The organism is Pseudomonas sp. NPDC089534, from assembly GCF_044749305.1.
GTDB lineage: Bacteria > Pseudomonadota > Gammaproteobacteria > Pseudomonadales > Pseudomonadaceae > Aquipseudomonas > Aquipseudomonas ekonensis.
On the sequence record NZ_JBIVHR010000029.1, the window covers coordinates 1 to 13,866 of the forward strand.

Below are 13,866 nucleotides of genomic sequence, written 5' to 3' on the forward strand. Positions count from 1 at the left end.
GAAGCGGCTAAAACTTACACAACTCGCCCAAAGCACCCTGCCCGTCGGGTCGCTGAGGGTTAACTCAATAGACACGGCTACGCATGTAGTACCGACAGCGGAGCACTGGCGGACGGGGGTTCAAATCCCCCCGGCTCCACCAACTCGATGAAAAAAGACGTCTTTGGACGTCTTTTTTTGTGCCTGGGATTTGGTGAGTCCGCGGACTCCAACGTTTGTGTGGTCTTCTGAGATTTTTTGAGTTTCAGGCATTCGGGTGTTCCAGGCGGTAATCCAGGCCATTCGGTGCTGGCCCTTGGAATGCAGATTCAGTGCCTGAGGGCAATCTCATGCCTGCTCAAACGCGTCGCCTCTCTGATCGACAACTCAAGGGAGTCAAACCCGCGTCCAAGGATTACGTCCTCACGGACGGTGACGGTTTGCAGCTCCGCGTACGCAGCAACGGCTCGTTGCTGTGGAATTTCAACTACCGCGAACCGGTGACCAAGAAGCGCATCAACATCGGCTTTGGGACCTACCCCGAACTATCACTGGCGAATGCGCGAAAGATGGCAGTCGATGCGCGCGAACTGCTCGCCCAAGGCATCGATCCGAAGGTGCAGCACAATACGTTGAATGAAGCCAAGCGCGCAGAAACGGAACACACCTTCGAGAACGTGGCCACCGCGTGGTTCGAGCTCAAGAAAGACTCGGTCACCCCGACCTACGCCGAGGACATTTGGCGCTCGCTCACACTGCATGTATTCCCCGACTTGAGGACAACACCACTGACGAAAATCACCGCGCTGATGGTGATCTGATTGCTTCGTCCTATCGAAGCGAAAGGCAGCTTGGAAACGGTCAAACGTCTTAGCCAGCGGCTAAACGAGATCATGACCTACGGCGTCAACTCCGGCTTGATCTTCGCCAACCCGCTCAGCGGTATCAAAGCAGTCTTCAAGAAGCCCAAGAAAGAGAACATGGCTGCGCTCCCACCTGAGGAGCTCCCCGAGCTCATGCTGGAGATCGCGAACGCCAGTATCAAACGCACCACCCGCTGCCTGATCGAATGGCAGTTGCACACGATGACTCGGCCCGCCGAGGCGGCGACCACACGCTGGACAGACATCGACTTTGAAAGGCGTATCTGGACTATCACACTGGAGCGGATGAAGAAGCGCCGCCCTCACAGCATCCCGTTGAGTGATCACGCTGTCGCACTGTTGGAGTCACTGAAGACTCACAGCGGCCATCGCGAATACGTCTTCCCGGCAGACAGAAATCCGCGCACCCACGCCAATAGCCAAACGGCCAACATGGCATTGAAACGCATGGGGTTCCAGGATCGGTTGGTCAGCCACGGCATGCGCTCGATGGCCAGCACCATCTTGAATGAACATGGGTGGGACCCGGAACTCATTGAGGTCGCACTGGCGCATGTCGACAAGGATGAGGTGCGCAGCGCTTACAACCGAGCCGACTATATCGAGCGCCGGCGCCCGATGATGGCTTGGTGGAGTGAGTACATCCAGAAAGCCGCCACCGGCAGCCTGCTCGCCTCAGCGTACGGCCAAGTCAGAGACAAGAACGTGGTGCCGATCCGCTAGCTTTGTACGGCGCAAGAACGGCAGCAGCAACAACTGTACGTTCAAGATTCGGGGCAAGCAGCCTCGCTTATCCGCTTCTCAGCACGGGTCCTTCCAAACAGGGCTGCAAAGCCGCCCTGTTTGGAAGGACCTTACTTTGAAGAGCTAAAAGCAACGACGTTGTCCGGGATTTACCACGGAATTCCATCAATGGATAACCGCTTTTCACGTCCCCATGAGTGCTGAATCTCGGCCCTTGACCGGGTTTATCCACAGGCGTAGAACTGGCCGTGCAAACGCTGTCGATGACAGCAACCCAGGTGGCCCGAACCTTGAAGGTCACGCCGCTGCCGCGGTGGTTCTCCCCCCAAATGGCGATTCGCATCCGGCAGCTCGCCCGGTCACCTCCCCCGGTGATGGATGCCAACTACATTTCATGGCCCTCGTGCGCCAGACGACACTTCCTATTGCGCTGCCCTGCAGCAACCTATCCGCTTGGCCAAATCTTGCGCCAACCTGTGACCGTCTCTTTCTTCTGGAAAGAGACGGTCACTTCTAACACTGCTGCAGCCCAGATAGCACGAGGCTTTGCGGCATTCCCCCTCGTGACAATCGGCGTGACAAACGCCGATGTCACCAGCAACAGCGCTGTAGATGATGGTGCCGCAGACCAAGGAATGGACTGCACCTGACTGACAGTCAGGTATGCCCCGGTCATCGCATTGCTGCTTGCACATGGCTCAGGATCTTCAGGCGCAGGTCTCGTCAGCCAGTGCTGCCTCTACCCGCCCACCGGTAACGGTGTTCAGGAGGCCAGATCATGAGATGCCCTTACTCCCGGACGTAAGGAGCCGTCAGTCCCGCGTTATAGGACATCCCCACAGGTCGCAGGGGCCTTGATCCCTGATAACACTCAGCATTCCTGGCGGGATGACGTGGGGCGAGGATCGGAGATCGGAAGATGAGGTGACCAACATGGCATTGGTGGGTCGACGCGATGGCCGCAATTTCGGCTATGGCAGGCAATTGAGCTACGCAGGACCGCAAGCGCTGAAAGACATGTTCGGTGGCGGCCATTACGGCACGGTCAAGGCGCACTGTGATCGGTGGCAGGCATTCGTCAGATGGTGCCGTTCCGAACAGGGGCCCGGTATCAATGATGCGCGGCAGATTGATCGGAAGGTATTGGGAGACTATGCGGCCTATCTGCGCGACGCGATTGGGCGTGGTGACCTCGCCATCGGCACCGCACAAAACCGGCTATCCAGCGTTAACAGGACCATGGCAGCGCTTCGCGGTGATCAGTACGTGAAATTACCCAGCCCGAGCAAGGCGTTGGGTATGCAGCGCACCGGGGTTCGCCAGTCTGTGCCACAGGGCCAGAACCGCAAGCAGGTTATGCAGATCGTCGATGCACTTTGCCGCCAACATCAGCTACGGGCCGCCGCGATCGTTCTACTAGCGCGAGCCACCGGCATGCGCTTGCGTGAGGCCATCATGGCTGATCTGACTCGGCTAAGTCGTGAGGCTAACGACCTAGGCAGGATCAACATTCAGGATGGCACTAAAGGCGGCCGCGCCGGCGCCTTGGCGCCACGTTGGATTGCGGTGGACGACCATGTTCGCGAGGCGCTTGGGTTTGCACGGCGGGTGTCGCCTGCGGGTAGCCGCAATCTGATTGCGCGACACGAAAGCTATCTGACATTTCTGCAAGAAATCATCCGCCCTGCGCGGATCATCCTGCATGCACACAACCTCAAGGGCTTCCATGAGCTACGAGCGGCGTACGCATGTGAGCGCTATGAGCAAATCACACAGCACCGTGCGCCTATCAACGGCGGCCAATGTTGCCAGGTGAATAAGACCCTTGATCGTGAGGCCCGGACGCAAATCAGCTATGAGCTGGGGCACGGCCGGATCGATGTGGGCGGTGCTTACATTGGAGGGCGGTCATGAGTCAGCCATTCGATATGGAGTTGTTCTTGGCTGGCGTACTGACTGGCTCGCACGCAACCCGGCAACGCCATTTGCGGCAGGCGAGAATAATCCAAGATGAAATCTCAGAGCGCTGGCAACGACACACGCCTTGGGTTTGGCAGAAAAAGCATTTGGCTTGGTTTCTAGAACACCGCATAAATCAACGCAGCGATGCGACGCGGTATTACTACTTGTTGACCGTGCGGCTGCTCGCTCGTCGGTTACAAAAAGCATGGAAGTTCAATCGATGAGTGAGGCCGGCTGCTATCGACCCATTTTCGCTGAATTAGGCTAACGGCCAGAAGCTGCCCTCTCGTGCAAAGGCAGCGTCAGGTCTGAACTATCTGCATAACCAATTACGATTCATGCCAATGCCTTACCGGACAGCCGAGTACACGCTCTCACCAGCCCCGTAGTAACTCGTGAAAATGTGGTGGAAGGCCAGTTCGCACTTTTCGTTGTAAATCCCCTCGTCGTAGCTCTCAGGCAAGCCCCGATCGAAGACGATCTCCAGAGTACGCCGCACATCGCTCCTGGCCCTGTCTTTCTTGCGCCAGTCCAGCACCAACTTCTCGGCCTTCAGCGTCTCCAAAAGCTCTTTGCAGACCTTCTTTACTAGCGTCCTTTCCTTATCAGCAAGCTCAGGCACTGGCTTGGTCAGTATGTCGAACAGGGCTAGTTCTTCCTCAGAGAGATTCTCGCGGATAGCCCGCTGATCCTCGACCTTCAAATCAGCTGTGAGATCTACCAGTTCCTTGAAGAACACCTCAATGTTCAGACTGCCTGAGTTGTAGGCATCGATCAGCTTCTGGAACTTCTCCATGAAGTCCTTGCGAGTGGGGTTTTCGGTCAACATGGTTTCCAGTTTCATGCTCAGCAAAGCCCGGAGCTTCTCGGCTTCGGTGCGCTTGCGCCCCTGATTGAACTTCTCCTTGAGTTTCTCGAAGTCGATCTGGCTGAGGTCATGCAGTGGCTGATCGTCGTCTTCCTTGATGATGTAGGGCACCGGAGCGATGGAACGATCCAGCAACTCCTCGACCTGCTGCATCACATCCGAGATGTCGACAGGTGGAGTCAGTGCCTTGATCTTCTGGGCAATCACGGAGATCAGCACAGCGTCAGGAGCAAGCTCATTGGCATCAGGATCGGGAAGAATCGCTCTGTAGACCCGAGACACAATCCGGGCCTGACTCATGAAGCTGTTCTTGGTTTCCTCATTGGCAATGAGTTGCTCAACAGCATCATCCAGCTTGGCCACTTTCTCGAAGCCATGAGCATCCTTGATGGCCTGGGCATTCACACCGTGCTCGGACAGGAACGTACTCCCCCTGGCAAGCAAGTGCTTCAAGTACTCGACCAGCTCGGCCTTGTTCTTGATCGGCTCACCTTCACCACCTTCACCAGAAGAAGCCCCACCGTAGATCGCCAAGGCTTCCTGCAGCTTACGGAAGACCCCCACATAGTCGACGATCAATCCCGCTTCCTTGCCCGGATACTTCCGGTTGGCCCGAGCAATAGTCTGCATCAGGGTGTGATTCTTCATCGGCTTGTCGAGGTAGATGGTCGAGCAAGACGGCACATCAAAGCCGGTGATCCACATGGCGCACACGAAGACCAACCGCAGAGGGTCCTTGGAGTCCTTGAACTTCTCGCCCAGGCTCTCTTCATTCATGCGCTTACGGTGCGGGATGATATCCAGCCCTTTGTCGGCTAGCTCCTTCACCTCGTTCTGACCTTGGGAGACGATCACAGCCATGTCGGTCGATGTCATCACCTGGATCTTGTGCTGCAACTCCTCTTGCTGCTCCTTGGGAGCCTTTGCGAGCTGAGCTTTCAGGTCAGCCAGATACGTCTTCCAGTGATCCTGAACCTTGTTGTACATGCGGACGGCGGTTGCCTTGTCGATGCACACCAGCATGGCCTTGCCCTGGTAACCACGACCAACGAAGTGGTTCACCAGATCCTTGGCGATAGCTTCCAGTCGATCCTCTCGGGTGATCAGGTGGTACTCACGGGCGAAGACCTGCTCGACTTTGCGCTCCTGCTCCTCATCCAGCTCGGCCTCTTCGAGTAGCGCCGCCATGTCATCGTTGAGGTTGTCATTGATGAGCTGCATCTCGGGAATGCGGTTCTCGTAGTACAGCGGAACCGTGGCACCGTCAGCAATGGACTGACCGAAGTCATAGACGGAGATGTAGTCACCGAAGACCTCTTTGGTCTTCTCCTCGCCAGCCATCAGTGGCGTCCCGGTGAAGCCCAGGAAGGCCGCATTGGGAAGTGCCGTCCTCATGTTCATGGCCAGGGTGTCGTACTGGGAACGGTGAGCTTCGTCGGTGATGACGATGATATCCTGGCGATCTGAGAGCTGCGGATAGACCTCGCCTTTCTTAGTGCCGAACTTCTGAATCAGCGTGAAGACGTAGCGGTGATCCTCGCTGAGCAACTGCTTGAGGTGAGCACCGCTGGTGGCATGGGCCTCGACTTCACCCACAGCACCTGTAGCGGCGAAGTTCTTGTAGATCTGCTCGTCCAGCTCGTTGCGGTCGGTGACGATCACGAACGTCCAGTTGCCGGGGATCTTGCGCAGGATCTTCTGGGCGAAGAAGACCATCGACAACGACTTGCCTGAGCCTTGGGTATGCCAGAAGACGCCCAGCCGCCCAGCCTGATCCTTGGGCCGATCCTTTGTACGCCAGACCTCAGCGATGGCCTTATTGACCCCCAGGTACTGGTGATTCTTGGCGATTTTCTTGATCACGCCACCAGCCACATCCTCGAAGACGGTGAAGTTCTCGACGATGTCCAGCAGCCTGGAAGGCTCACCGATGCCTCGGATTGCCGTCTCTAGGGAGACAACGCCCTTCTCACCTTCATCGTTGATCCGCTTCCACTCGAACAGATGCTCCCAGGGTGAGAAGGTGCTTCCCACCACGGTCTGGGATCCGTTCGACAGCATCAGTGCGCCGTTGTAAGTGAAGAGCTGCGGGATGACCGTTCTGTAGTCGGTGAGGTTGTCGTCGTAGGCAGCCTTGAGCGTCTTGTGCGTCGCCTTCAGCTCGACGAACAACAAAGGGATACCGTTCACGAAGCCAAGCAAGTCAGTGCGCCGGGTGTGGTAGTCCCCTTTCACCCAGAACTGGGAGGCGAGGAAGAAGTCGTTCTCCTCAACGCAGCCCCAGTCGATGACCTTGGCCACCTTGAGCGTGTTATGCCCGTGCTCATCGGTGACCGAAACAGGCACTCCATCCTTCAGCAGCCGATAGACCTCCTGATTGGCGTTGACCGGAAGTAGCTTGGAGCGGTCACGGGCCAGTTCTTCGACCACCAGATCGATGGCCTCGTTAGGCAGATCAGGGTTGAGCTTGCTGAGCGCAGCCCGCAGACGCCCCTCTAGCACCACATCCTGCTGAGTCTGGCGACCTTCGCTAGAGGAACTACCTGTCCACTCTGCGTAGAGGTTCCCAGTTTCCCAGCCGAGAAACTCGAACAGCGCGATGGCTGGCTGCTCGACCAACGTGTCCTCGGAATAGTCGTGCGAATGCGGTGCTGCTGGACTCATGCGCCTGAACTCCTTTTAGGTCGGCATGGGGATATCGGATACGTCGATTTCACCGGAGATTAGCTTGGGAAGGAGCAGGTCTCTCTGGGCTCGGAGGTTGGCACTCTTCGCAGCCAAACTCTCTATCAGCTTGAGAATCGGAGATGAAACCGCCTCGAACTTTCTTGCGATCACCTCAGGCGGGAGCAGAAGTGGGAAATCAGAAAAACTGCTTAATGGAATCCTATCCACTGTTGCGCCTGAAAGGGTATTACGAGCAACCACCTCACGCCAATCACTACTAAAGAAGTGGAGATACAGGAAGCTGCGAAATGAAGGCTTCGGTCTAATAAGCGCAAGTCGTCGGCCAAGACAGCCATTGAAGCTCTTTGGAATTATCGCATAACGATTTAGTGTAGCCTCGTATGAGAAGACGATATCCCCCTCCTGCGGCGTCACTCGCTTAGTCCACTTTGGAAAGTCATCATCTGAGATGTGCTGGGCTGCAGCCAGATCCAAGCCGCCTTCGGCCCTAATGTTTTTGATGCCTAGAAAAACCGGCCCAGAATCGCACTTCTTAGGTGTAGCGTGTGGCCCGTCAAAAAGATCATAGTAGGTCTCTTTAATTGGAGCTATGCGCCATCGTTCAGGAATCAGCCCAAGCTCATTCTCCTTGAGCCCCACACCCTCGTGACCCGGGAAGCGGAACTGAACGAACCACTCTTCATACAACCGCCGCGCCATTTCCTCGAGGATCTCGATGCGTCGCGTGTTGTTTTCTATGAGGTCGTCGTAGGCAGCAAGGGTAGTTGCGATCTGCTTCTGCATCGTTAATGGAGGTACTTCAACCTCTACCAAAGCCAGATTCTGTCTTGGCAGGTGTTTAATTGTAGAGCCAGTACAATACTGATCAAAGCCTCCATTCTTTCCGCGATTTAAAAAAGAATAATAAAGAAACCCGACATCCACCTCAGCTGTTGGCCTAATGCGGTGAAGAGCCTTCTGAAACATCATGCCAGGAACTTGATTCTTCCATATCGCACATCTACCAGGCTCGCCGCCTTCGCACATTACGATGTCGCCAAATTGCAAGCCATAACGCTCGTGCTCGTGCGACTCAAACCGCATTTCTCGAAGCGAGCCAAGTTCAAAGCTGCCCCAGCGCACATTAACATTAGCCAAGTAAGGCAAGAACTCGCCTTTATTCTTTTTCTCATCAAGCATCTTGCCCAGCAGAAAATCAGCAACTTGGCCTAGTTTTTTTCGTGGCCATTTCATTTTGCAGCAGCCCCTAGAATTGTCGCGACATTACTTGCTATTTGTTGTTCTAGCTCAACAGCTTCCGCATTAAGAACTTCCAGTTCTTCTGCCAGCTCTTCCAATCGCTCTGTAAAGTCGACAGCCTCCGCCTCCCTTGCAACAGCACCTACGTACCGCCCAGGGTTCAACGACCACCCATGCCCTTCAATCTGCTGACGATTTGCTACTTTGCAAAGTCCTGGCACATCCACGTAACCCTCGCTCAGTCCTCGCTCAGCAAGCAGCTCAGCACTTCCCTGGTCTAGCTCTGGTGCTTCACCTCGATACAGCCGCACGATGTTGGCAAGGAATTCGACCTGCTCAGGTAGCCAGTCACGGTGAGCCCGGTCGATTTGCCGGTAGATGTGGCGAGCGTCGATAAACAGGACCTTGTCTGCTCGCTCCGCATCACGTTCTTTCGCCCGGTCAAAGAACCACAGCGTGCAAGGCAGGGTCACGGTGTAGAAGAAGTTCGAGCCGACCGACACAATCACATCGACCGCACCACTCTCAATGAGCTTCTGCCGGATCACCAGCTCGCTTCCTCGTGCATCACCTGCCGAGTTCGCCATGACGAATCCAGCACGTCCGTTCTTACTCAACGATGCGTAGAAGAGCTGGATCCAGAGATAGTTGGCGTTGTCGGTTTTCGGCGGGCCAAACGGAAAACGAAGATCCCCTTCAATACGCTCCTTATCGACACCCGATACGTTGAACGGTGGATTAGCCATGACGAAGTCAAAGCGACCGCTCACTTCTTTCGTTTTCGGATCTCGGAAGACCGATTCATGCGGGTCTTCGTAGTAGGTGTTGGCAATACGCACATCGCCCGACAGACCATGCACAGCCAGGTTCATCTTGTTGAGATTGACTGTGACCTGTTCTTTCTCGGTGCCGAAGATGGAGATTTCTTCCATCGCAGTCTTGTGGTGGCGTTTCACGAAGTCAGCCGACTGGGCGAACATGCCGCCTGACCCACACGCAGGGTCAAAGATCCGGCCGTGATAGGGCTCAATGATCTCCACGATCAGCTTCACGATGGACTCAGGAGTATAGAACACACCACCCTTTTGCCCTTCTTTGATAGCGAAGTTGCCCAGGAAGTATTCGTAGACCTTACCGAAAGCGTCCCCGCTGAGATCCACAGGCCCGAGCAGCTTGATCAGCTCCAGCAGCACCTTGTTGCCGAGCTGTACGTAGTTGCGAGGCAGAGCGCCTTTGAGGTCGACGTTCTCTTCCTCAACGGCCTTCATGGCTTCGTTGATCGCAAGCCCGATGACATCGCCCTCGGTGAGGGTCTGCAGATAGGAAAAGCGGGCCTTCTCTGGCAGGAAGATCACGCCCTCGGCCAGATAGTCATCTTTGCTGACCTTGCGCCGCCCACCAGAGCCAATCGGCCCCAGCTTCTCTTCGGCAGCGGCGTACATCTTCTCGGCATATCGCAGGAAGATCAGCCCCAGAACAGGCACCGAGAACTCCCCCGGCCTCAACCCCGTATTGGCCCATAGCTGGTCTGCTACAGCCCACAAACGCTTCTCTACATCTCCACTGACCAAGGGGTTCTCTCAACAATGCTTACAAAAAGCAAGAAGCTTACTACAGTGGCTCAAAAATCGATCAGTGTTGCAGGGATTTTCTGATGCTGATCGGTAGCGCTTTTTCATAAGTGACCGATTTGGGCCAAATGCGGCCGTTCTTGACCGGCAGCATTTAGGCCGACACTGGCCCGCTACCAGCCACCGTTTTGATTCGCTTGATGCCTATCAACATAATTGGCCCGCCCAACCACCACTGGGTGGCCATCGGGCCAAATCTGGTCGTGCGTGACGGCAAGGTAGTGACCTCTACGGATGAGCGCGCCAAGCACGATAAATCGATTCTCGATAGATTCGGCTCCGATTCGTATTTGGAGCCGGTTCTCAAAAAGCACCGTCCATCAGAATCCAGAGCACGCAGCGTTCCATCTGGTATTCCAGGCATATTGACCAAACAATTATTTATTAAACAATACAGATAGATACCGACTGGTTTCAAATTACCCTGGCCATCAAATGATCAATCAAAGATCTCCCCGGATGTCTTTGATTGTGCCTGAAATTCAGTAAAGCCAGATCTCATCTCACCCGAATCCTCCACCTCTCCAAGCACCTGCTCAAGACATGCAACCTTCACGCAGGCACGTAAAAGTAACTCAACGGCACCAAACGCTTAGTCTCCGGATCGGTGGCTGGGTAATGCGCCATCAACGTGCGCGCCAGTTCATCCAACGTCCACATCGTCAGATGTACGTTGGCCCGCTCTCCTTCATACAGGGCCTCTTTAGTAAACCCACCAGTGCTAACATATAGCCCTCGATCATCCTTGTGCCTTCCACCGAGAAAGCTGCGGATTTCGTTGCTCCCCATCCGGGCATTCCGATGCTTGACCTCTACAACAATTCGCGGCGGCTCAAATCCAAAACCATCGGGCGATGCAATGATGTCCTTGCCGCGGTCAGCACCGGCCGGTGAAACAAGCGTTTTGTATCCCATGGCTCGCAAGATGCCCGCTACCAACTCCTGCATCTCAGCCCAGTCCAGACTGTTGATTTGATCTTTGATGCGCTCGAAAGCGATCTCCTGAAAGCCCTTAAGCGGATCCTCAAGAGCTTCTGGTTCTTCAATCAAATCCTTTGGTGCAGTGGTCACGTTCTTCCCAGTGGCCAAGGCCAGCAATTCCTTCTGGGCATCCTCAGCAACATTGAACACGGTAAGCGTAGATCCCAGGCTGTTTCTGCTGGCACCGGTTAGTTTGTCGCGGTCGACCTCCTGCGCAAACCACTCAACCGGCCTGGTCAAAGACATACCCTCCTCTGCCAGGTCGGGACGATGCTGGCACGCACCAGTGAAGCGGCCCACCAAGTAAGTCCGGTTCGCAGGAGAATAGGTAACGACCGTATCGCCGATGTTGATTTCGTTAACGAAACGGAACACCTGGGAAGCACCCGATACGGCACTTGCATCCTTGATCCCTGGCTGTAGATCTTTATAGGCTTGGATCAACGCCTTTCGGGTAACGCCAGGCTTAGCCTCAAGCGCCAGTTGAGTCCACCCAATGGCTGCGAGATTGCGATCTCTGAAATCGTCATAGAGACGGCCGCCGTCACCTCGAATCATCCACATCGTGGGCATGTTGATACTCATTCTTTCCATGGAGTTGAGGCGAGACTGTAGCAATGGTGATTGTATGTGTGAATGAAAAAAGCACGACTCGTAACTCTGCTTACTTGCAGGCAAAAATCAGGTTTCACAAGGCCGCGATCAGCTCGACGGCAAAGCAAAATACTTGTCCACACGGTGGTACAGCTGCCCTTTAGTCGATCACGTGCGATGGTCGGAAAAAGTCTGTACGCCCACCTGAATAGCCCAAACCCAGACCGCGTTCTGATTTGCATCAGTAAACGCCGGATTGCAACCAACGCTGGTCACCGACCTGACCGTGGGCTCATCGCTGAACCGCTCCGGCGGGCCGGGCATTCAGCTGTGGAAACACCACTTCCGGCACACGCTGACATCAAGCGAGCTACTTGCGTCGCTGCGCACGTCCTAGGAAGTTTCCCGCAACACGCGTCGACTTCCATGAACTGTTTCAAGCATCACCGACACGATAGGCTCCTGGCTTCGCTTTCACCCGGCCATCAAATGCCTGGAGCCCCGTCATGAAGAAAGACAGCCAGACCCCGCCAGTCCCATCCTCAGCACCCGATTCGGAATCCCGCGAGCCCCGTCCGCAGTCCGGCGAACGTGTGCGCAAGCGCCGGCAAGCACCACCCTTCAAGGAGTTGTTCAGCGTCCGCACTGATGTGGACACGCTGACCCTGCTCACGCACGCTGCCCAAACCCTGGCCGCGCTCAATTCCGTGACGGCCAATTTCGCCGACGGTTTCGAGGGGGCGCAGCGCAGTCGGATGCTGGCGATTCAGCAGTTGGCGACCATGACGGAGATGCTGGTGTGCCGGGCGCTGGAAACTGTCGATCCGCTGCAGGCCGTCGCGCCACCGCCGGCGCCCGTTGTCCACTGAGTCGGCAGGCTTGGCGCCGAGGGTGCAAGTCATTCATCGACATGAACTTTTCTTCACCCCCCGTTAATCGGCGGCCGTGTACATTGCCCTCGCTCATTCAAGAAACTACGGTTCGCCCGCGCTCTCCCGCGGGCTTTTTTTTGCCTGGGATTTGGCGTTGAGGCGGTAGGCCAGCGTGTCTTGCACGCCGTGCTGCGGCGAGTTCCGGGCGGCGGGGTGCACGCGGATCAGCTCGAACCCGACGGATTCCGCCAGGCGTTGGCTGCGGGCGTTGGCCGATGATGCGCTCAGGTAGAACGTGGCGTCGGGGAAGCCGTTCAGCAATCGATTCAGGGCTGCGCGCATGTAGCCCTTGCCCGAGTGCTCGGTGTTGGCCCAATACCCCACGACGTAACGATTGCGTCGCCGTGGCTTCAGGCCGATGCAGCCCAGGACGGTCTGGCCGTCGTCGGTGACGATGAACCAGCGGCGTTCGCCGGTTTCGCTGCTGAAGTCGTCACGGGACATGAGCAGAAACTCAAGCGCCTGCTCCTCGCTGGTGTGGGGACGGGCCCAGGGCAGGAATTCGGCGTGGGCGACGTGGCTGGCGTTGAGCGCGTGGGCGAGCGCGGTGCACAGCGTGGGGTCGGGGGGCAGCAGGCGCAGTGATTGCTGGCTGGTGGTGAATACAAACTCCATTTCCTTTTCCTTGATCGGATTCCATGTGGTTCGACGATATACGAAGCCGCCTCGTGAATCTTCAAACCCTGCACAAACTCCAGCGAGCGGTTTGTGTTTTCGCCCCTATCGGGCAATTCTTCCAGTAAGTCCCGCCAACGGAGCGCCCGATGCCGCTGTTCACCCTGCCCTGCCAACGCCTGACGCTCGCCGTGCTCGATCCGGAACAGGCGGGTCTGGAACACGACTTCTACCGACGCAACCAGCGTCACCTCGCCCCGTGGTCGCCGATCCGCACCGACGATTACTTTTCCGCCGAACAGATTCGCCGGCGCCTTGAGGTGCAGGCCAGCGCCTTCGAGGCCGGGCTGGCGGTGCATTTGGCGCTGCTGACGCCGGACGGCGGGCAGATGATCGGCGCGTGCAATTTCAGCGGAATCATCCGCGGCGCGTTCCAGGCCTGCTACCTGGGCTATCACATCGACGAGGCCCATCAGGGCCAGGGTTTGATGCATGAAGCGCTGGAGGCCGGCATCGCCTACATGTTCGAGGGCCAGAACCTGCACCGGATCATGGCCAACTACATTCCCGGCAACGAGCGCAGTGCGCGGTTGCTGGAGCGCCTGGGGTTCGAGCGCGAGGGCTACGCCAAGGCGTACCTGAACATCGCCGGGCGCTGGCAGGACCATGTGTTGACGGCGCGGGTGAACGAACGGTTCGAGGCAGAGGCGCAGCGTTGGTCGCGACGTCTTTCCTGACGTTCACAATTT

At 56.4% G+C, this 13,866-nt stretch carries 10 protein-coding genes, 1 other RNA gene and 2 pseudogenes; 8 read left to right on the forward strand and 5 right to left on the reverse strand.

Annotated features, from left to right (window positions below; translation table 11 throughout):
* The 5 genes and pseudogenes from ssrA to ACIP0B_RS11570 form a co-directional block, all read left to right on the forward strand.
* Positions 1 to 142, forward strand: a transfer-messenger RNA (tmRNA) gene (gene ssrA, locus ACIP0B_RS11550); the annotation flags it as partial.
* A 187-nt stretch (positions 143 to 329) separates the two neighbouring features.
* Positions 330 to 1,586 (forward strand): annotated as a pseudogene (locus ACIP0B_RS11555) (integrase domain-containing protein).
* A gap of 269 nt (positions 1,587 to 1,855) precedes the next feature.
* A complete protein-coding gene (locus ACIP0B_RS11560; protein WP_400831991.1) occupies positions 1,856 to 2,257 on the forward strand; it encodes a hypothetical protein in 402 nt (133 codons plus the stop codon).
* A 283-nt stretch (positions 2,258 to 2,540) separates the two neighbouring features.
* Positions 2,541 to 3,521, forward strand: coding sequence for an integrase domain-containing protein (locus ACIP0B_RS11565; protein ID WP_400832056.1), 981 nt, complete (start codon positions 2,541 to 2,543; stop codon positions 3,519 to 3,521).
* Positions 3,518 to 3,793, forward strand: coding sequence for a hypothetical protein (locus ACIP0B_RS11570; protein ID WP_400831992.1), 276 nt, complete (start codon positions 3,518 to 3,520; stop codon positions 3,791 to 3,793). The genes ACIP0B_RS11565 and ACIP0B_RS11570 overlap by 4 nt, the downstream gene beginning before the upstream one ends.
* Positions 3,794 to 3,918: 125 nt before the next feature.
* On the opposite strand, the gene ACIP0B_RS11575 is transcribed toward ACIP0B_RS11570, so the two are convergent.
* From ACIP0B_RS11575 to ACIP0B_RS11590, 4 genes are all read right to left on the reverse strand, one after another.
* On the reverse strand, positions 3,919 to 7,101 hold the full coding sequence (locus tag ACIP0B_RS11575) for a type I restriction endonuclease subunit R (protein WP_400831994.1): 3,183 nt from the start codon (positions 7,099 to 7,101) through the stop codon (positions 3,919 to 3,921).
* Positions 7,102 to 7,116: 15 nt separating this feature from the next.
* Positions 7,117 to 8,358 carry a restriction endonuclease subunit S gene (locus ACIP0B_RS11580; protein ID WP_400831996.1) on the reverse strand — a complete coding sequence of 414 codons (1,242 nt, stop codon included), beginning with the start codon at positions 8,356 to 8,358 and terminating at the stop codon, positions 7,117 to 7,119.
* The gene (locus tag ACIP0B_RS11585; protein WP_400831997.1) at positions 8,355 to 9,935 is read right to left on the reverse strand and encodes an N-6 DNA methylase; all 1,581 of its coding nucleotides are present in this window, start codon (positions 9,933 to 9,935) and stop codon (positions 8,355 to 8,357) included. The genes ACIP0B_RS11580 and ACIP0B_RS11585 overlap by 4 nt, the downstream gene beginning before the upstream one ends.
* Positions 9,936 to 10,547: 612 nt before the next feature.
* On the reverse strand, positions 10,548 to 11,549 hold the full coding sequence (locus ACIP0B_RS11590) for a restriction endonuclease (RefSeq protein WP_400832058.1): 1,002 nt from the start codon (positions 11,547 to 11,549) through the stop codon (positions 10,548 to 10,550).
* A gap of 256 nt (positions 11,550 to 11,805) precedes the next feature.
* Between ACIP0B_RS11590 and ACIP0B_RS11595 the strand changes: the two are divergent.
* Positions 11,806 to 11,967, forward strand: a pseudogene (locus tag ACIP0B_RS11595) (hydrolase); the annotation flags it as partial.
* Between the two features lie 109 nt (positions 11,968 to 12,076).
* Positions 12,077 to 12,439: a DUF6124 family protein gene (locus tag ACIP0B_RS11600; RefSeq protein ID WP_400831998.1), complete on the forward strand. Its 363-nt coding sequence runs from the start codon at positions 12,077 to 12,079 to the stop codon at positions 12,437 to 12,439.
* A 105-nt stretch (positions 12,440 to 12,544) separates the two neighbouring features.
* On the opposite strand, the gene ACIP0B_RS11605 is transcribed toward ACIP0B_RS11600, so the two are convergent.
* A complete protein-coding gene (locus tag ACIP0B_RS11605) occupies positions 12,545 to 13,117 on the reverse strand; it encodes a GNAT family N-acetyltransferase (protein ID WP_400832000.1) in 573 nt (190 codons plus the stop codon).
* 149 nt (positions 13,118 to 13,266) lie between these two features.
* Here ACIP0B_RS11605 and rimJ point away from each other — a divergent pair, with 149 nt between their 5' ends.
* Positions 13,267 to 13,854 (forward strand): ribosomal protein S5-alanine N-acetyltransferase, encoded by a 588-nt coding sequence (gene rimJ, locus ACIP0B_RS11610; protein WP_400832002.1) that lies wholly within the window; start codon positions 13,267 to 13,269, stop codon positions 13,852 to 13,854.
* The last annotated feature ends 12 nt before the right edge of the window (positions 13,855 to 13,866 follow it).

Bases quoted from the DNA above. Each gene is read 5' to 3' on its own strand.
- ACIP0B_RS11565 (WP_400832056.1), top strand. From the start codon at position 2,541: ATGGCATTGGTGGGTCGACGCGATGGCCGCAATTTCGGCTATGGCAGG.
- ACIP0B_RS11570 (WP_400831992.1), top strand. From the start codon at position 3,518: ATGAGTCAGCCATTCGATATGGAGTTGTTCTTGGCTGGCGTACTGACT.
- ACIP0B_RS11575 (WP_400831994.1), bottom strand. From the start codon at position 7,101: ATGAGTCCAGCAGCACCGCATTCGCACGACTATTCCGAGGACACGTTG.
- ACIP0B_RS11580 (WP_400831996.1), bottom strand. From the start codon at position 8,358: ATGAAATGGCCACGAAAAAAACTAGGCCAAGTTGCTGATTTTCTGCTG.
- ACIP0B_RS11590 (WP_400832058.1), bottom strand. From the start codon at position 11,549: ATGCCCACGATGTGGATGATTCGAGGTGACGGCGGCCGTCTCTATGAC.
- ACIP0B_RS11600 (WP_400831998.1), top strand. From the start codon at position 12,077: ATGAAGAAAGACAGCCAGACCCCGCCAGTCCCATCCTCAGCACCCGAT.
- ACIP0B_RS11605 (WP_400832000.1), bottom strand. From the start codon at position 13,117: ATGGAGTTTGTATTCACCACCAGCCAGCAATCACTGCGCCTGCTGCCC.
- rimJ (WP_400832002.1), top strand. From the start codon at position 13,267: ATGCCGCTGTTCACCCTGCCCTGCCAACGCCTGACGCTCGCCGTGCTC.